The sequence below is a fragment of the Corynebacterium sp. HMSC076C10 genome (genome assembly GCF_001812455.1).
GTDB lineage: Bacteria > Actinomycetota > Actinomycetes > Mycobacteriales > Mycobacteriaceae > Corynebacterium > Corynebacterium jeikeium_D.
In genome coordinates this window covers 67,227-85,699 of the sequence record NZ_KV809153.1, presented here as the reverse complement: position 1 = coordinate 85,699, position 18,473 = coordinate 67,227, and the positions used below count along the sequence as shown (strand labels likewise).

Here is an 18,473-nt window from a genome sequence, read left to right as displayed (position 1 = left end):
TAACCGATGACGAGGTCTGACTGTGACAGTGGCGCGACCGTGCGGATTTTCACCGAGCTTCTCGTCAGCGGCATGGCAGTGGATTTCTCCATCACTCTACTGCAGGGGCTATTGCTAGAGTTCCAGCGACTGCTCCGCCGGCTGATCTGGGAAGTGGGACCAGAGGAAGTCGGTGGCATTAGTCAGTTCCGCGAGCATCGGAACGATATGGTTAATGCCCGTCTTCGGTAGCACCGGTGAAGTCGTGTTTTCGACGTACTCCAGGTCGGTGAAGCCGAGATTCAGCCAGGAATCGCGCAGCTTGCGAACCTGGTTGATGGGGATGATGTCATCATGCTCACCCGAGTAGAGGTACACCGGCGCATTTGGGACGAAGTTGCCGACGCGCTGGCGTGCGAGTTCCTTCTGTACCGGCTCGTAGCGCTTAATCATCTCGCTGAGTGACTCACCGCTAGTCGTGTACTGGTCAGTGGTTTCAAACGAGTGATGGAAACCCAAGCCACCCGCGCAGTAGTTGCCCACGTTGTCCAGCAGTTCTTTGCCTTCGGGGCTGATTTCTTCCTTGAGGACTCGGCGCAGCTCCGGATCCTTATCCAGGACAGAATTGATTGCCAGTGCAATCGCGGCGGTCAGCGTAGTGCCATCAATCTGGTCGAGGACGTTTGCGAGATCGGACGGCGGGCCGCCGGCGGCAGATGCGGCGACGTTGAGCTCTGGAGCGTAGACACCTGCACGCTCAGCGGCTGCAGCGGCTGCGGAGCCACCCTGGGAGTAGCCATAAATTCCCACGGGCGCATTTTTGTCCACGCCGAGCTCGTGTGAGGCAGACACGGCATCAAACAGTGACTGTGCCGAGGCGATGTTGTCGACGTAGTCCTGGTTACCCTGGGAATTGCGGTGGTGGTCGATCATCACCACAGTCGCGCCTCGCTTCAAGTTCGCGACCATCGGGATCGTCTCGTATGGAGCAATAATGTCCAACGGACCGAACTCAATCTTTAGGCCGGTCTGCGAGGATACCGAGGGGTCGCACTTTTCCGCGCCACCCTGCGTGCCCGGCGCGATTGCGACGACCGGACGCGGACCGCTGCCCTTCCACTCCGTCTTCGGCGTCACCACAAGGGCTGTGTCCACACTGGGATTTCCGAGGGAATCCGTGGAGTTGTAGTGAATACGCTTGGCATCCACATTCCACAGCTTGTCGTTCACCATCATCTCGGCATCCTCACTGCTGACCAGCATGCCGGCATTTGCCGTGCGCGACGGGGTCAGCGGCAGAGAATTCAGCGGAGAGGCTGCGGCCACGCGAGCCTGTTCCGGGGTCAGCTGCCTGCCTGCGCCCTCGCTACCAGACTCCTCATCGTCTTTCTCGATGCCGAGTAGCCTCTCCATATTCGGGTTCGGTACATGGCCGAAACCAGGCAGTTCGCGGTTTGCGCTTGACGACGACACCTTATCCGCCAGCCCACTATCCGATAGGCCCGGGATGTTTAGTGGCTGTGCGTTTGCAGGTGTAGCCAGGCCGATGGTCATAAGACCTGCTAGCGCTACCCCGATTCCCGTTCGGATTGTGCGACGGTTTCGTCGTGAAGCAGAGCGTGTCTGTGTCGAGGCACGGCCGGTGCCGACGGTGTCGTGTGCCTCGTGCGTGAGTGCTTCAGCGTCGTGATGTGGCATGAAATCTCCTGAATAACCCCAGATTGAAAACCCAATGAAAACTTCCCTTAATTCAGAGGAAGTTAGGTTATGAAAACAATAAGGTTTTAAAAAGGTAGATCGGTGGATTTTCAGTGAAGAATTTGTATGTTTTTGCGGAGGGGTATGAAAACTCCACTTCAGGATGGTTTCGTTGGGCTGGAAAGGGGCTGGATAATGTGCCCCTGTTTTCGGGGGCTCAGCTCTGTGTGTGTTTGCGTATTCTTGAGAGTATGACTGCATCTGATCAAGGAACCCGCACTCGTCAGGACGGTTGCCCCGGCAGCCGCAAGGTTCATATCGCAGCTGATGGCGCAATTGGTCGTCTGCGCTTCCCCGGAGGCTTTCTCCCCGCGCCGGGCTTCGCCGTACTCGCCGATTTGGCCGAGAATTTCGGCGACGGTGATATTCACTTCACCTCCCGCGGCAATGTTCAGATCCGTGGCATCACCAACACCGGCGCATTCGCCGATGCCGCGGAAGAAGAGAAGCTGGTTCCCTCCACCAGCCACGACCGCGTACGCAACGTTCTTCAGTCGCCGCTGTCCGGTCGCGTCGGCGGTAAAGCTGATGTGCGCGACCTGGTTCAAGAGTTCGACAAGGCCCTCATCGCGGAGCCGTCGCTGGCAACACTGCCAGGTCGCACACTCATGGCTTTCGACGATGGCCGCGGTGACGTGCTCGGTGAGCGCCCCGACTTCGGTGTTGTCGCCCACGATGAGAACACGTTCGAACTCATCATTGGTGGCGCGACCTCGGGGCTTGTCGTCTCGCGTGACGACGTCGTGGAGGCTCTCATCACCACAGCGAAGGTGTGGAATGACAGCCGTGGTTCAGCCTGGCGCATCGCCGAAGCCAATGCGGCCGAGCGTGTTGCTGATGCCGTAGTCGAGGAATTGGGCGCGCGAGTTCGTCGCCAGGAGCCGACTCCGGCTGAGAGCTTCGATGCCACCGCCGGGCTGTCCCGCCAGATCGGTTGGATTGACCAGCCGGATGGCCTGGTTAGCCTGGCCGCTGGCCTGCGCTTTGGTGTCCTCCCGGCGCGTCTGGCCCGAGCGATCTCGCACACTCAGGTGCCGGTGCATATCACTCCGTGGTACTCGCTGATCCTGCATGATTTGGAAGAGGAAGTTGCCGAACAGGTCGTCAAGGTATTGGCGCCCAATGGTCTGATCTTCGATCGGAAGTCCACCTGGCTGCGCGTCAGCGCCTGCACCGGACGCCCCGGCTGCAAAAAGTCTCTGGCTGACACCCGCGGCGATGCTTCTCACGCAATTGCCGATGGCCGACTGCCCGAGGGGCGCGTGCACTTCTCCGGTTGTGAGCGTCGCTGCGGCAAGCCCAAGGGCGGTTACTTCGACTATCTCGCCACCGGGGACGGAGAATACGAAGTCACTGCTGTGGACTAGGCTTTAAGCCTATGAAGCGCTTTGAGTACAACACCGACGGTGCGGATATTTACCGTAACTCGTTTGCCATCATTCGCGAAGAAAGCGATCTTTCCCGCTTCGATGCCGATGAGGAAACCGTCGCTGTCAGAATGATTCACGCAGCAGGTCAGACCGACCTGGCCAAGGACATCGTCTTTTCCACGGGAGCTGTGCGCGCAGCTCGCCAGGCTCTCGAGGAAGGCGCTCCTATCTTCACCGATGTCAACATGATCGCCTCGGGTATTACCCGCAAGCGCTTACCTGCTGACAACGAGGTCATCTGCCTGCTGCGTGATGAGCGCGTCCCCAAGCTGGCTCAAGAACTCGGCACCACGCGCACTGCTGCCGCCGTGGAGCTGTGGAAGCCACGCCTAGAGGGCGCGGTTGTCGCCATCGGCAACGCTCCCACCGCCCTCTTCCACCTGCTCAACCGCATTAATGAGGGCTCCTTCCCCATGCCCGCTGCCATTTTGGCCATGCCAGTGGGCTTCGTCGGTGCCGCGGAATCAAAGCAGGCCACTATCGACTCCGGTGCCGAAAACCCAGAGCTGAAGTACATCACCGTCACCGGCCGTCGCGGTGGCTCGGCTATCACCTGTGCTGCCCTCAATGCCATTGCGACCGCAAAGGAGATCATCTAAACCATGTCCGGCTCCTACAGTGCTCAGCCTGGTCATCTCTACGGCGTCGGACTCGGTCCCGGCGACGCAGGTCTCATTACACTCCGCGGTGCCGACATCATCCGCACAGCCGATGTCATCGCCTACCATGCAGGAACTCACGGACGTTCCACGGCGCGCTCAATCGCCGCCGAACTGATTGACGCGCGTGACGACGCTGCCGTGGAAGAGCAATTGCAATACCCGGTGACCACCGGGCGCCCAGTCGACTACCGCGAGCAGCTCGCCGGTTTCTATGCAGAGGCCACTGCTCGCCTGCACAAGCACTTGGCCGAGGGACGAAGTGTTGCAGTTCTTTCGCTCGGTGACCCGATGCTCTATAGCTCGTACCAGCATCTGCATCACGCCCTCAGCGAGGACTTTCCCACTGAGATTGTCCCTGGAGTGGCCAGCATTACTGCGGCGGCAGCAGAGATTGGTCAGCCGCTCGGCGAGGCTACCGAAATCGTCAGCGTTGTTCCCGCCACCGCTGATTCCGAGCGCATCGCTGCGGTTCTTGACGCCTCAGACTGTGTAGTCATTATGAAGCTGGGGAAAAACGTTGAGAAGGTTCGTACAGCGTTGCAGTCCGCAGGCATGCTCGAGCGCGCCTACGTTGTCGAGCGAGCAACCATGAATGAGCACACCAGCTACCCGCTGGCCGATGCAGACCCGGAGAAAGTTCCGTACTTCGCAGTAGCCGTCGTGCCTTCCGCTGTCTACGGAACTGAACGGAGTGTTTCTGGGGCGCCTGAGCCAGCTAATGATGCGGCGAGCGATACAGTCACCGATACGGCGACTGAGTCGGCTGCCCCAGCAGTTGGTGAAGTCGTCGTTGTCGGCCTAGGCCCGGGTGCGGAGCGCTGGACCACCCCAGAAGTCACCGAGGAACTGGCCCGAGCCACGGATCTGGTGGGCTACTCCACCTACATCAACCGGGTTCCTGAGCGCGCCGGGCAACGCCGCCACCTCTCAGACAACCGCGTAGAGGCAGAGCGAGCCACTATGGCGCTGGATATCGCCAAGCGTGGAGGTCGAGTTGCGGTGGTCAGTTCCGGTGACCCGGGGGTCTTCGCTATGGCGGCCGCAGTGCTGGAAGTCGCTGATGACGATATGTGGCGAGACATTCCAGTTCGAGTCGTGCCAGGCATGACTGCGGCTCAGGCTGTCGCAAGTCGAGTGGGCGCTCCCCTTGGCCATGACTTTGCGATGCTCAGTCTCTCCGACAGGTTGAAGCCCTGGGAGGTCGTCGTTAAGCGAGTGCGTGCCGTAGCCGGAGCAGACATGGCATTTGCTGTCTACAACCCGGCATCCAAGTCGCGGAGATGGCAGATTCGAGAGCTACGCGCATTGGCCATGGAGTACCGCGAACCGACAACGCCTGTGATTGTGGCACGGGCAGTTGGCTCGGAGCAGGAAAACGTTACCGTGACCACGTTGGCGGAGTTCGATCCGGATGTCGTCGATATGCGAACCATGGTGATTATCGGTTCGTCGTCGACCAAGGCGTATCGTGCCGGCAAGACCACTCGGGTCTACACCGCACGTCACTACGGTGAGGGCGGCACCAGCGGAACTGGCGAGTTGCTGCGTTAGCCGCTACGCCCGGCGGATGACGGCGTTGTACGCCTCATCCACCGTTGTGGCGACGGTGGCGATATCCGCGCCGGGCAGCTGCGGGCGCTGCACGATAACGACCGGCTTCTTTAGGTCGCGGGCTGCCTCAATCTTTGCGTAGGTAGCAGCACCACCGGAGTTTTTGGTCACCACGCAGTCCACGGCGTAATCCCGCATGAGCTTGCGCTCCGCTGCGACATCGTAAGGCCCACGGCTGAGAATAATCTTCCGATTCTTCGGCAGCGGCGGCGCGGGCTGTTCCACACAGCGAATGAGGTAACGGCCGTTGGAGTCACCGGCAAATGGAGCAAGCTGCTGACGGCCAATAGTGAGAAACGGGCTGTAGAAACGGTCGGCAACAACGTCCGCGGCCTCCTGCATAGAGGACACCTCAACCCAGTTGTCGCCTGGCTGCTTCTCCCACACAGGGCGATGCAGCGCCACGAGCGGAATACCGGTGGCTCGGGCAGCTTCAGCAGCAGATTCGCTGATCTGTTCTGCATACGGATGCGTGGCATCGATGATGACTTCAGTGGCATCGGAGATTAGCCATCGAGTCAGTCCTGCGGGACCGCCAAAACCGCCGATACGGACATTGCCGACGGGCAGCTTGGGGTTGGAAACGCGACCGGCCAGTGACGAGGTGACAAACCAGCCCTCGCCCACTAGGCGCTTGGCCAGGGCGCGGGCTTCAGCAGTTCCACCCAGTATTAGTGCACGCATGGGATGGTCCGTCCGTATTCATCGCGTGGGCGATCATCGCTGTAGAGGTAGCTATCCGGGAACGCCTCGGCGGTGAGCACTTTGCCGACAATGATGACAGCCGTACGAGTCACACCTGCATCCTTGACCTGCTGCGCAATATCAGCCAGCGTACCGCGGAGAATAACCTGTTCCGGACGGGATGCGAAAGCTACCACTGCCACCGGGCCGTGCTCACCATAATGCGGGGTGAGCTCCTCAACCACACGGTCAATATCGTGGGCGGCCAAGTGAATGCACAGGGTCGCGCCCGTGCGACCGAAGTTCTCCAAGGTTTCGCCCTCCGGCATCTTGGAAGCGCGCCCGGAGATACGAGTCAGCACCACTGACTGACCAACGGTTGGCACCGTGAGCTCGTGGCCCAGAGCGGCCGCCGCCGCGGAAAATGCCGGCACACCCGGAACGATTTCGTAGTCAATGCCGAGCTCGCTGAGACGACGAACCTGCTCTGCCAGCGCCGACCACACCGACGGGTCACCGGACTGCAGGCGTGCGACATCCTTGCCCGCCGCATGTGCCGCCTGAATGGTCTCGATGATGGTATCCAGCGGCATACGCGCGGTATTGATAATCTCTGCGCCCTCGGGGCAGTTTTCCAGCACCTCAGGCGGGACAATCGATCCCGCGTAAAGACACACTGGGCAGGAACGAATAAGCCGGTCCGCGCGCAGCGTCAGCAAATCCGCTGCCCCCGGGCCTGCACCGATGAAATACACAGTCATTGTGAGTTACAGAGTCCTCAATATTTTCTAGACAGAGATATTACGTCTATGGTAGCGCAGGCGCTACTGGCTTCTCCGCCACCCACTGCACCACCGGCAACGCAGGGCGCCACGCAGTGAAACTGCCGACTGCACCTGCGCGCTCCACGGAAAGCCGGGTGACATCCCCGCCATAGTCGCGACGCGCCTGCCACAGCAAAGCCTCCGACTCCAGCGTCACGGTGTTTGCGACGATGATGCCACCCGGGGCAAGGCGTTGCCAACAGGTTTCAATCATTCCGTCAGCAGTGAGACCTCCGCCGATGAAAATGGCATCTGGGCGAAGATTCGAGTCAGCCAAAACCCCCGGCGCTGCGCCGTGGTGGACGGTCACATTGCCAGACAGAGCCGCCACATTCTTAGCAATTCGCTCTGCACGAACAGCATCGCGCTCGAAAATTTCCGCACGTCCGCCGTGCCGAGCCCACTCAATGCCAATCGACCCCGTGCCACCGCCGACATCCCACAGCAGAGCTCCCGGCCGCGGATCCAATGCAGCGACCGTCATTTGGCGAATCGGCGCCTTCGTCAGCTGACCATCCGAATCAAAGTCACCGTCGCGCAGCCAGCCGCGCGCGCTTCCCGACGGCTCCACCGCCAGCACCGTGAGGTTGCCAGCTGGAACTGGTGGGTTCGCCACCGTGCCTGCGGCAACGGACTCCGGCAGCCCTGTAGCTTCCGTGCCGCCGAGATTGGTCAGCGCGGTGAGCTTGGTGTCTGGGCGGTCGGCTAAAACCGTAGCGACCTCTTTCACTGAGTCCGCGTTTCGGCACAGCACCAGGAAGGGCCGTAGTGAATCCGCTACCGGTACCACACGCGCGGCTCCAGGTAGCCCCGGCTCCCCTGTCACCAGCGAAATCACCGGAGTGTCATGCAAGGGCCAGCCGAGGTAGGCGCAGGCCAATGAGGCTGACGATGGCGCTGGAATAACCTCCACGGCGCCACGGCCGAGCTCCCGAACCAGGGACGCGCCGACACCGTGGAACATGGGGTCGCCACTGGCGAGGATGACATCGACTGCGGGGTCAATATCTGCCAGGGTGGCCTGCCAGTCCTTCCAGAAGCCACCTGGCCAAGGTGAGAGGTCGGCGTCCAGGTTGACGTCGGCAAGCAAATGGAGCTGACGGGGAGAGCCAATGATGCGGCGAGCCGACGACAACGCCTCGACAGCGCGGGCGGATAGACCAGGGTACCCGTCGCAGCCGATGCCGACGACGCGAAGCTTTGGGCTCATCGGGGCATCTTGCGCCAAATCCAGCGCGGAGTCAGATGTGTGGCGCGTGCGAGCAATGCCAATTTACGCGGCACCCAGACGTGGGGCTTCCGACCGTCGAAAGCAGTGACGGCGGCCTCCGCGACCTCGGCGGGGCGCGAGGACATCGGTGCCGGCTTCATGCCTTCGGTCATGCGGCCGATGACGAAGCCAGGCCGGACAATCGTCAGCTGAATATGGCTGCCGTGCAGGCGGTCCTGCATGCCCTGGAGGAAACCGTCGAGGCCGGCCTTCGCCGAACCGTAGACGTAGTTGGCGCGGCGCACGCGGGCACCTGCGATAGAGGAAAAGGCCATGATGCGGCCCGCGACCTTGTCGCGCACAGGCAGTTTGCCGGCGGCGATGTCGGACTCCATGCGCGCGACAATCTCTGTGAGAATCGATGCCTGAGCCGTGAAGTCGGTGTGAATGACCGCCGCCGCAGCCTCCCCGGAGTCTTCACACTTCTGCTGATCGCCGAGGATGCCGAACGCGACAATCACCGTATCGATGGGACCGTGCTGCCAGGCGTTCTCAACGAACTGGCGGTGTGCGGCGATGTCATCGGCATCAAAGTGGATGCGATGCACCGCGACAGCACCGGCGTCGATGAGGCGGCCGGCAATGCCGTCGAGTGCCTCAGTGCGGCGCGCGGCGAGCGTGAAGGTGTTGTGATTGGCCAGCCGCGCGGCAACTTCCCCGCCGATTTCGCTGGTGGCACCAAGAACGAGTACGTGTCCCATGCGCTAGAAAAACCTTTCCTCTAAACCTCGATTAGACGGTAATCAAATCGTGCGGACCGTTATTGACCGATTCGCCGCCGTCTTCGGTGACAATGATGATGTCCTCCAGCCGCATACCGAATTCGCCCGGCAGGTACACGCCCGGCTCCACCGAAAACGCCATGCCCGGCTCGAGTGCAAGCTCATTGCCAGCCATAATGAACGGCTCTTCATGGGTGGACAGGCCAATGCCATGACCAGTGCGGTGAATGAAGTACTCTCCGTAGCCCGCAGCGGTGAGGCTATTGCGCGCAATCGCATCAATCTCTGCAGCCGTCACACCCGGGCGAACCGCTGCTACAGCAGCTTCCTGAGCCTTCCGCAGGGCCGCCCACGCTGCGGTTTCCTTCTCCCCCGGCTTGCCGACGACATAGGTGCGCGTGCAATCGGAGTGGTAGCCGAGCGGCAAGGTGCCTCCGATATCGATGACCACCACGTCGCCGTCCTCGATGACGCGGTTGGAGAAATCGTGGTGCGGATTAGCACCATTTTCAGCCGAGCCGACAATGACGAAGTCAATGGCGACATGGCCTTCCTCCAGGATGGCTGCCGAAATCTCGTCGGCGACCTCGCGCTCGGTGCGACCTGCACGCAGCATGCCCGGAACGCGAGCGTGAACGCGGTCAATGGCGGCGCCGGCCTCGCGCAGCTGATCAATCTCAGCGGCGTCCTTGCGCATGAACAGTTCTTTCAGCAGTTCTCCGGCCAACACAGTCTTGGCTCCGGTGAGATCCTGAATGGGAATCAGGTGGTCAGCGGTCAACGACGCCCCAATTGCGAGAGTGCCCACGTGGCCGACTAGGTCGGCGACAATGCGGTGTGGATCCTGACCGTCCTCCCACAACACCACATCGGCGTTGAGGTCACCGATTGCACACAGCGGCAGGTCCCCCCGCTCCACAGCGGGCAATACCAGCGTGGTTGTGCCGGCTGCGGTGACTACCAGCGCGGTGAGACGCTCATGCGAAGTGACCGCAGAACCGATGAGATACTGCAGGTCAGCTCCGGTTCCAAAGACTGCAGCGTCTGCATCGCGGGTGCGGAGTAGTTCCGCGGTGCGATCCAGACGCTGCTGATAGATGTCAAAACTAAAGATACCGTTGCTCATAGTTGCCAACTGTACCCGTCGGCCTGTGCCCGTCGCCGGTTGAGTGGCCTCGGGGCGACGAGGCTTCGGCTGACCAACGTAACCGGCAACTAATTGTTCAGCGCCACTACGCCCCTGCGAATTGCCTGAATAGCCTCGGCGGACTTGTCGCGAATGTCCGTGGAGTAGCCCGTCTTCTTGATCTGCTGCAGCAGGTCAATGACCTGACGGCACCAGCGGACAAAGTCGCCCGGGGTCAGCTCCGCGCCACTCTCGGCGGCGGCTTGCAGGCAGTACCCCAGCGGTGCACCCGCAGTCCACTGATGAATTGCCGTAGCAAAAGCCATATCCGGCAAGTCCGTTACCGGCAGCCGGTAACGGCGCTCATCCTCCGACAGTTCCTCCCAGATGCGGTAGGTGTTCCCCAGCGCCTTGGCCAGCGGCTCGGTAGGCACCTCGTCACTGCCTTGACTGGCCTTGCGGTTTTCAAAGACCAAGCTCGACACCGCACCGGCCAGTTCCGCGGGGTCCAGGTCATCCCAAATACCGCGGCGCAGACACGTGGCCACCAGCAAATCCGAGCCGTTGTGAATCTGCGCCAGCCGAAGGCCTTCCTCGGTAATTGTCGGCTCCGCGCCCTCCGGCCATTCCACGTAGTCCATTTGTGTTAGCAACTGCAGCATGCGGTCGAATGTGCGCGCCAATGTATCCGAGGCGGAATCGACGCGCTTTTGCAGCTTGGCCACATGCGCCTCGGCCTGCCGCAGCGTATCGGCGTGACGAGCCATCGTCTCCACCGCAGGATCGCCATGTAGCGGATGCTCGCGCAGCTCCTGGCGCAACTTCCTCACCGCCGGCGAGTTGCCACCAGTGCGACGCTTCAGCCTCTTTGGTCCCTTTAGCCCCTTGCGGCCAATCTCTGCGCGCACAATTCCGAGCGCACGTCGCGGATGCCGGTCCGCATCCCGAGGCAGCTTAATCGCGCCGACCGTCTGCGGCGCCGCTGGGAAGATATGCGGCTCCACACGCCCCACGAACCCGCCGACACTGATGACACCGGGACGTGGATTCGACTTCGAATGGTCCTCTCGGTACACCACCGCCAACTGCACCTTCTTACCCTTCGGCAGCGGAATAACCTCGCCTCGACGGAGTCTGCGCAGCGCGGTCACTGTTTCTGTGTGGCGGTCTTCAATATTGCGACGCTTGGCGTTCTTCTCCTCCTGGGTCAGCTTCGCGCGCAAATCCAGGTATTCAAGCATCTGGGTTAGGCGCTCGTCGTCACGCGAACTGCCTTCCTCGCTTGACGACGACCCCTCAGCCTCCGCCCCTTCAGCGTGCGCATCGGCTCCCCTGCCGAGCAATTCCGCACGCAGGGCCGCGGCTTCCTGCTTGGCCTTGGACAGTTCGGCGGCGACTCCGACAATGTCGCCATCCGCCTGGAACTGGGCGAATGAGCGCTCCATGACGCGCTTCGAGCCTTCGTAGCCGAGCGTCTGCAGGAGGTTGACGCTCATGTTGTAGCTCGGCGCGAAGGTGGAAATCAGCGGATATGTGCGCGTAGATGCCAGCCCTGCGACAGCCTTCGGATCCATTGCCGGGGCCCACTGCACCACTGCGTTGCCGACAGTGTCGATACCGCGGCGGCCAGCGCGACCGGTCATCTGCGTGTACTGCCCCGGCGTGAGATCCACATGTGCTTCGCCGTTGAACTTGACCAGCTTCTCCAGCACGACCGTGCGGGCAGGCATGTTGATGCCCAGCGCAAGCGTCTCGGTGGCGAAGACAACCTTGACCAGGCCTTCGTTAAAGAGCTCTTCCACAATGTGCCGGAACGCAGGCAGCATGCCCGCATGGTGCGCCGCAAAACCACGGATGAGAATGCGGCGCCAGCGCAGGAAACCGAGAACCTGCAGATCTTCCTTCGGAATGTGTGCAACACCGTCATCGATAATCTTGGCGATGCGCTCCTGCTCATCCCGGTCAGTGAGCTCTGCGCGCGTAGCACCGACCTGCGCCAGCGCGCCTTCGCAGCCCGCGCGGGAGAAGATGAAAACAATCGCGGGCAGCATGTTCATGGAGCCGAGCATGCGGATAACATCGCCGCGCTTCGGCGGACGGAACTTGCGCTGCCCCTTATCGCCCCAGCTATACGAGCGTCCACCGCCCTTGTGCTTTTTGTACTGGTAGCGCTCCCTGGCCCCAGCGTCGCCGTAGCCGAACTCGGCACGACGGCACGCCTCCAACAGGTCCTGATTGACCTTGTCCGACTTCGCCTCGAAGAGTGGATAGAGCCGGTTTCCCACCAGCATGTGCTGATGCAGCGGAACCGGGCGCAGATCCGTGACAATAACGTCCGTGTGCCCGCGCACCGTGGAAAGCCAGCGACCGAACTCCTCGGAGTTGGACACCGTCGCCGACAAACCGATGACGGCCACGGACTGGTCGAGGTTCAAAATAACCTCTTCCCAGACAGCGCCGCGCTCGCGGTCTGCGAGGTAGTGAATCTCGTCCATCACCACATGCGTGAGTTTCTTCAGCGTCGGTGAGTTCGCGTAAATCATATTGCGCAGCACCTCGGTGGTCATCACCACGATGTCTGCGTCGCCGTTAATCGAAGTGTCTCCAGTGAGCAGGCCCACGCGGTCTTCGCCGTAGTCCTCGACTAGGTCGTGGTACTTCTGGTTGCTCAACGCCTTGATAGGTGTGGTGTAAAAGCACTTGCCACCGCGCTCAAGAGCTGCATAAATAGCGAATTCGCCAACAATGGTCTTGCCCGCACCGGTGGGTGCACAGACGACAACGCCCCGCCCTGCCTCAATTGATTGGCAGGCGCGGAGCTGAAAGTCGTCAAGATCGAAATCCTGTTGGCTGACGAAATCGCCGAGAAGAGTCATGCCTCTAGAGTGTCATAAACCGCGCTAGAGAACATCATCAAAGTCGCTCGTCGGACGATTTCGCAAGTCCTGCGTCGGCATCGGAGTCTCCGGAATCATGCCGTGTGGCCGTGGCGGACGCGAATTGCGAGTAGGACGCATCTGGGATGCCCGCGTCGGCGTCGGAGCGTTCACTGGCGTCGGGCCAGAGACCGGGGAGGTCGTCGGGGCCGCTGATGCCGTCGGCATGCCGCCCGGCTGAATCGACGTCGGCACACTTACTGAAGTCGGGGCGTCGATGCCGCCCACGTCACCGATACCGCCGGCGGAGCCAATCGGACCGGAAGCCGTAATCGGTCCGGAGCCTTGCTCGTCATCGACGTCCAACCAATCAGGTCGCTCATTTGCTTTACGACGGTCATGGAGACGACAAATCTGGATTGCGATTTCCACCAGCAACGTCAGTGCCGTTGCCATTGCGACCATGGATATTGGTTCCTGCCCCGGAGTCATGAAGGCCGCAAAGATGAACAGCGACATAATGATGATGCTGCGCTTGTCCTTGATGCTCTCGTAGGTAACGACACCGGCCATGTTCAACATGACCAGGAAAAGCGGAACCTCAAAGCTCACGCCAAAGCAGACGATGAGCGCCAAGAGGAAACCGAAGTATTGCGAACCGGTGAGTGCAGAAATTTGCGTCTCTTCACCAATCTGGAGCAAGAACTCCAGACCGATGGCGACAACGTAGTAGGCCAGGACGGAACCCATGACAAACAGCAGCGCGGCGGCAGTCACAACTCTGCGCGTGGTGCGGCGTTCCTTCCGAACCAAACCGGGAGTGATGTAGGCCCAAATCTGGTAGAGCCACCATGGCGACGACATCACCAGACCGGCCAGCGCACCGACCTTCAGACGCAGCATGAACATTTCAAACGGGCTGGTCGCCAGCAGACGACACTCCGCACCTTCGCCGCCGCCGAGACGCATCTCGGGTGGAAGCTGACAGTACGGATCCTTGAGCAACTCACCCAGGGACTTAAAGTGCACAGGGCCAACATTGACCGAGGTAAACGGTATGCGGAACTGGCCAATGGTAAAGGCGGTCTGATACCAGATAAAGCCCACAACAGTGCCAACGGCAATACCAGCGAGGGCGAGAACGAGGCGACGTCGGAGCTCTTGAATGTGCTCGACAATAGTCATCACGCCCTCGGGATTGCGCTTACGCTGGCGCTTCCGAGGACGTGATGTGGATGTAGCTGAAGTCACGCTTCAACCGGCCTTCTACTACTGCTGCGGCTGGCCAGGGTTGTTCTGGCCAGGCTGCGGCTGGTACTGCTGCTGCGGCTGAGCCTGCGGTGCCGGCTGCTGGTACTGCTGCTGCGGCTGGTACGGCTGCTGTGGCTGGGCCTGCGGAGCCTGCTGAATTGCAGCCTGCTCCTGCTGCTCGTCATCGTTGCGCATTTCCTTGACTTCGGACTTGAAGATACGCATGGAGCGGCCGAGCGAACGTGCGGCATCCGGCAACTTCTTTGCACCAAAGAGCAAGACAAGAACGACCAGGATAATGATGATTTCCCAGGGACCTAGGTTCGGCATCCGCTTAGAGACCTTTCAAATGAATACAAATACAAGTGGCAAGTTGCCACATCGTGCGCGATTAAAGCTTTGATTTAAGCCTTGTCGTTTCGACCATACTCTGCCAAAGCTTCGCGGGCTCGCGCAACAACGGCGTTTTTCAATTTTAAGGGCTCAGCGACCGTTACGCTCGGTGAACGGCGGAGCACAAAGGAGACTGTTGCGGCCAAGTCGGACATCGGCACGTCAGCGACAGATTCCGACTGCCCTAAGCCTTGGTCAGAGACCAGTTCGGTATCCTCTTCTTCTCCCTCATCTTCGGTAAAGAAGACCGGTTCATAGTCTGCGATCCAGGTGGCGTCGGCGTCGATAAGCACACTTGCCCATTCGGACGTTCCCGTTTCCGTACCAAAGGCGTGGGGATCACGGATATCGACAGGCTCGGGGCGGTGGAAACCGGCGGGAGTGTCGAGGACCTCGGCGGCCTCCAGGCGGTCGACGCGGAAGCTCTTCTGGCGACGGTCTTCCTGCGCACGGTCCACAGCGCGGAGGTACGTCGTGGATTCAACTGTATAAACGTTGACACAGTCAAGCTCACGGACTGTAATCTGCCCTGAGGCATTCCGGTAGCGCACCTTCAACACCTTGCGCTGATGCAGCGCGGAATAAATCTGCTCAGAAAAGGAAAAGGCCTTGCCATTTTCCGCAGCGGTCGAGTCAATGATGGGGACGTTTGTTCCCAGAGCACTGCGTAGTTTTGTCGCGGCCGTCTGCGCGGCTTCGGAGGAAGTGGTGGCTGCGGAGTCCTCGATGGTTTCCAGGATGAGCAGCAAGGTCGCGGTTTCTTCGGCTGTGAGCGCGCGTGGCTGGCTGAGCACCGTTGCCTGAGGGCGAATACGGACATCAAAGCTGTTGCGGTAATCAACTTCAAAAGCCCGCACTCCGAGGAGTCCCGGCTGGTCGATGTCGGCAATCTGCTCCACGATTGCCCGAATTCGGGCAAAAGGTATGGCCAGCTCGGTAGCGGCCTCTGTCATTGAACGGTGCTGCGAAAAGTACGGTACGACCGCCAACAACTCGTCGACACTGACATTCGCGTCAAGTTCCCGGGCTGCATGCACTGTCATTAGTTGCCCTCCAAAGCGTTCTTCGCACCATTCGATCCGCCATGGCGAGCGAGTACCTGCTCCAACCGAGCAATAATCTCCGACCGTGCCTCTTCAGGTGATTCCACAATCAAATCCGGTGCGTAACTCAAACCTGTGGACACAATCTCACTCACAGGTGCCGCTGGCAGCTCGTAGCGCCCATCCCCCAACGCGGTCGCTTTCATCACCACATCAGCGCAGGTATTCGGAGCGATACGAACAACCGCCTGATAGGTCTTGCCACCGCGGTGCAACATGTTTTCCGCAATCTGTTGCAAGTCACCATCGGGCATTGGCTGGGTCGCCGACGTCCCTGTATCCGACACATCGCGGATACGGCTGAGCCGGAACATACGCGCCGCCTCACGCTGCGGATCAAAGCCCAACACATAAAAGCGCCCGCGCAGGTTAATCAGACCCCACGGCTCCAGCATGCGCAGTTCATCATCCACGCCGTACTGGCGGGAGTACCACATCTCCACTGTCCGGCGCGGCGAGGTCATTGCAGTCAGCAGTGTGCTGAAATCCACTCGACTCATATCCACCGCATCGGCCACCACCACCGACTCATCCGGCTTCGCAATGGCGCTGCGCTGCGCAAACGATGCGAGCTTCCGCCACGCCGCCACAGCCGTCGAGCTCAGCTCCTCCGAACCAAACGCCGCATTCGCCGCCTGGAAAACCACCGAAGCCTCCGCTTCAGTGAACTCGGGGTCGTGCTGGGGCCACCGTAGTCTGTTCAGGCGCAGACGTTTGACCTTATCGCCCGCGCTTGACGACGAAACCTCCACCGGGACCCCGGCTGCCAGGAGTGCCGCGGTGTCCGCACGTAAATAACGAGCCCGGGAATCCTCGGAAACACGGGAGTAACCCTCGACATGTTTGGAGATCCACGACTCGCTGACCCACCCGGTGTCGTCGGCAAGCGCCAACAGCAGCTGAACCTGACGTTGGTTCTCACTGATCGCAGCGGATCCGGGGTTTTCCGATACCGGTGAGACAGACACGACTGTGGGGCTCCTTTTCCTGGGGCAGTTTCCGGGGACGGAACTAGTTATTCGAATCCGTATCCGAGGTCTTCTTCGCGGCCGTCAGAATCTCGATCATCTCATTGACCTCATCGTTTTCCGTGGCAAAGGGGTCGCCGAGCATAGTGGAGATGGGATCGTCGCCGGAGATCTTCAGGTGTGTCCAGTCCACTACGGTCTTCAAACTGGAGTCTTCGGCTGCAACGAGGAAATCACCGCGCAGCTTCGCACGAGTAGTTGGCGGTGCGATGCGGACTGCCTCAGCGACCTGCTCATCGGTAATCCACCGCGAGGCAATACCACGGGCTTCCAGCGCGCGGAAGATGCCTCGGCCGGGACGGATGTCGTGGTAGGCCAAGTCGATCTGATGAAGCTTGGGGTCCTCCAGCGTTAGACCGCGGTCCAGGTAGCGCTTCATGAGCGAGTACTTAATGGCCCAGTCAATGTCGTGCTCAATGAGAGACCAGTCACCGGTTTCCACGGCATCGAGCGCGCGACCCCACAGCTCGACAATGCGGCTCATTTCTTCGTTGGACGTGCCGGCACCGGCAATGCCCTTGTCCTCGTTGACCATGTTTTCTTCGCGGACCTTCAGCCACTCCGTCGCAGCGTCCAGGAACTCGCGCTGAATCTGCAGCGCGGTGGCAGTTTCGCCACTTCGCAGTGGAATCTCGGCCTTGCCAGTCATATCGCGGCTCACCGCACGGATGGACTTGATTTCGTTGGCGACTTCGAAGTCCGGCAACTTCACGCCGGCTTCAATCATCTCCAGTACCAGCTGAGTGGAGCCAATTTTGAGCGCAGTCGTCGTCTCACTCATGTTGGAGTCGCCCACGATGACGTGCAAGCGGCGGAATCGGTTGGAGTCCGCGTGTGGCTCATCGCGAGTGTTAATAATCGGCCGGGAGCGCGTCGTTGCACTGGAGACGCCCTCCCACACATGATCCGCGCGCTGCGAGAAGCAGTACTGAATCGGATCGTTGTGATACGGCGAGGTTGGGTACGGCAGGAAAATCTTCCCCGCCCCACAGATGAGCTGTCGCGTAACCAAGAAAGGTAGCAGCAGCTTGGACAGGGACTTCAGTCCCAGTTCACGTCCAACCAGGTAGTTTTCGTGACAACCGTAGGAGTTACCGACGGTATCAACGTTGTTCTTCAGCAGGTAGACCTTGCCACCGATGCCCTCGTCGGCAAGCTCTGCTTCAGCCTTTTCAGCGAGTTCATTCAAGATGACCTCGCCCGAGCGGTCGTACGCTACCAGCTGCGAGACCGAATCGCACTCAGCGGTGGCGTACTCCGGGTGGCTTCCGACATCGAGGTACATACGACCAGCATTGGGGGTGAAAATGTTGGTTGCCCCGTACTTAGCGATCACCGGGCGGAACATGTAGCGGGCAATCTCATCCGGCCCCAGGCGGCGCGAGCCATCCAGCGTCAGAGTGATGCCGAACTCGGTCTCGATACCGGTGATGCGTCGGGTCAACGCCTGCGCCGGTACCGGTGTCGGCGTTGCTTCCGGTTCCTGCTGCCCTACCTGCTGGTCAGTCACTTTTTACTGTCCACCCTTCTGGACATACGAGCGCACGAACTCCTCGGCGTTGTTCTCCAGCAGACCATCAATTTCATCCAGCAGGTCGTCAGCAGCTGCAACGTGCTCCTGAGCCTGACCGCCGCCAGCGACCTCGCCGAACTCTTCCTCGTCGCCTCCGCCGGAACCGCCACCGAAAACCTGAGTGTTACCAGCCATGATATTGCTCCTTAAAAATGAACTTTTGAGTATTACTGCTCTATTACT

General features: G+C 60.4%; 16 protein-coding genes. 3 read left to right on the top strand and 13 right to left on the bottom strand.

Annotation, left to right across the window (positions count from 1 at the left end):
- Positions 1 to 114: 114 nt before the first annotated feature.
- Entirely contained in the window at positions 115 to 1,677 is a 1,563-nt protein-coding gene (locus HMPREF2857_RS08065) for a lipase family protein (RefSeq protein WP_049170527.1), read from the bottom strand.
- Positions 1,678 to 1,928: 251 nt separating this feature from the next.
- Here HMPREF2857_RS08065 and cobG point away from each other — a divergent pair, with 251 nt between their 5' ends.
- The 3 genes from cobG to cobJ are packed head-to-tail and all read left to right on the top strand — an operon-like array spanning position 1,929 to position 5,380.
- The gene (cobG, locus tag HMPREF2857_RS08060; protein ID WP_065419943.1) at positions 1,929 to 3,104 is read left to right on the top strand and encodes a precorrin-3B synthase; all 1,176 of its coding nucleotides are present in this window, start codon (positions 1,929 to 1,931) and stop codon (positions 3,102 to 3,104) included.
- 11 nt (positions 3,105 to 3,115) lie between these two features.
- Positions 3,116 to 3,766: a precorrin-8X methylmutase gene (locus HMPREF2857_RS08055; RefSeq protein WP_048734062.1), complete on the top strand. Its 651-nt coding sequence runs from the start codon at positions 3,116 to 3,118 to the stop codon at positions 3,764 to 3,766.
- Between the two features lie 3 nt (positions 3,767 to 3,769).
- The gene (gene cobJ, locus HMPREF2857_RS08050) at positions 3,770 to 5,380 is read left to right on the top strand and encodes a precorrin-3B C(17)-methyltransferase (RefSeq protein WP_048734064.1); all 1,611 of its coding nucleotides are present in this window, start codon (positions 3,770 to 3,772) and stop codon (positions 5,378 to 5,380) included.
- A 3-nt stretch (positions 5,381 to 5,383) separates the two neighbouring features.
- Here the strand turns inward: cobJ and HMPREF2857_RS08045 are convergent, their stop codons facing one another.
- The 12 genes from HMPREF2857_RS08045 to HMPREF2857_RS07990 form a co-directional block, all read right to left on the bottom strand.
- Positions 5,384 to 6,124, bottom strand: a complete 741-nt coding sequence (locus HMPREF2857_RS08045; protein ID WP_070643509.1) for a cobalt-precorrin-6A reductase — start codon at positions 6,122 to 6,124, stop codon at positions 5,384 to 5,386.
- On the bottom strand, positions 6,112 to 6,885 hold the full coding sequence (gene cobM, locus HMPREF2857_RS08040; RefSeq protein WP_048734069.1) for a precorrin-4 C(11)-methyltransferase: 774 nt from the start codon (positions 6,883 to 6,885) through the stop codon (positions 6,112 to 6,114). Before cobM ends, HMPREF2857_RS08045 begins: the two co-directional genes overlap by 13 nt.
- Positions 6,886 to 6,931: 46 nt before the next feature.
- Entirely contained in the window at positions 6,932 to 8,158 is a 1,227-nt protein-coding gene (locus HMPREF2857_RS08035; RefSeq protein ID WP_070429699.1) for a bifunctional cobalt-precorrin-7 (C(5))-methyltransferase/cobalt-precorrin-6B (C(15))-methyltransferase, read from the bottom strand.
- Positions 8,155 to 8,919, bottom strand: coding sequence for an SDR family NAD(P)-dependent oxidoreductase (locus HMPREF2857_RS08030; RefSeq protein ID WP_070560267.1), 765 nt, complete (start codon positions 8,917 to 8,919; stop codon positions 8,155 to 8,157). Before HMPREF2857_RS08030 ends, HMPREF2857_RS08035 begins: the two co-directional genes overlap by 4 nt.
- 31 nt (positions 8,920 to 8,950) lie before the next feature.
- Positions 8,951 to 10,066 carry a M24 family metallopeptidase gene (locus HMPREF2857_RS08025; RefSeq protein WP_070628542.1) on the bottom strand — a complete coding sequence of 372 codons (1,116 nt, stop codon included), beginning with the start codon at positions 10,064 to 10,066 and terminating at the stop codon, positions 8,951 to 8,953.
- An 89-nt stretch (positions 10,067 to 10,155) separates the two neighbouring features.
- Entirely contained in the window at positions 10,156 to 12,942 is a 2,787-nt protein-coding gene (locus HMPREF2857_RS08020; protein WP_069359533.1) for a DEAD/DEAH box helicase, read from the bottom strand.
- A gap of 24 nt (positions 12,943 to 12,966) precedes the next feature.
- Positions 12,967 to 14,193: a twin-arginine translocase subunit TatC gene (gene tatC, locus HMPREF2857_RS08015; protein ID WP_070429703.1), complete on the bottom strand. Its 1,227-nt coding sequence runs from the start codon at positions 14,191 to 14,193 to the stop codon at positions 12,967 to 12,969.
- A gap of 18 nt (positions 14,194 to 14,211) precedes the next feature.
- Entirely contained in the window at positions 14,212 to 14,523 is a 312-nt protein-coding gene (gene tatA, locus HMPREF2857_RS08010) for a Sec-independent protein translocase subunit TatA (RefSeq protein WP_049181044.1), read from the bottom strand.
- Between the two features lie 74 nt (positions 14,524 to 14,597).
- Positions 14,598 to 15,629, bottom strand: coding sequence for a helix-turn-helix transcriptional regulator (locus HMPREF2857_RS08005; RefSeq protein ID WP_070429704.1), 1,032 nt, complete (start codon positions 15,627 to 15,629; stop codon positions 14,598 to 14,600).
- Complete coding sequence (locus HMPREF2857_RS08000; RefSeq protein WP_049189894.1) at positions 15,629 to 16,657, bottom strand: helix-turn-helix transcriptional regulator; 1,029 nt, start codon at positions 16,655 to 16,657, stop codon at positions 15,629 to 15,631. Before HMPREF2857_RS08000 ends, HMPREF2857_RS08005 begins: the two co-directional genes overlap by 1 nt.
- 43 nt (positions 16,658 to 16,700) lie before the next feature.
- Positions 16,701 to 18,161: a Pup--protein ligase gene (gene pafA, locus HMPREF2857_RS07995; RefSeq protein ID WP_049189969.1), complete on the bottom strand. Its 1,461-nt coding sequence runs from the start codon at positions 18,159 to 18,161 to the stop codon at positions 16,701 to 16,703.
- A 69-nt stretch (positions 18,162 to 18,230) separates the two neighbouring features.
- Positions 18,231 to 18,425, bottom strand: a complete 195-nt coding sequence (locus HMPREF2857_RS07990) for a ubiquitin-like protein Pup (protein WP_005510795.1) — start codon at positions 18,423 to 18,425, stop codon at positions 18,231 to 18,233.
- Positions 18,426 to 18,473: the final 48 nt, after the last annotated feature.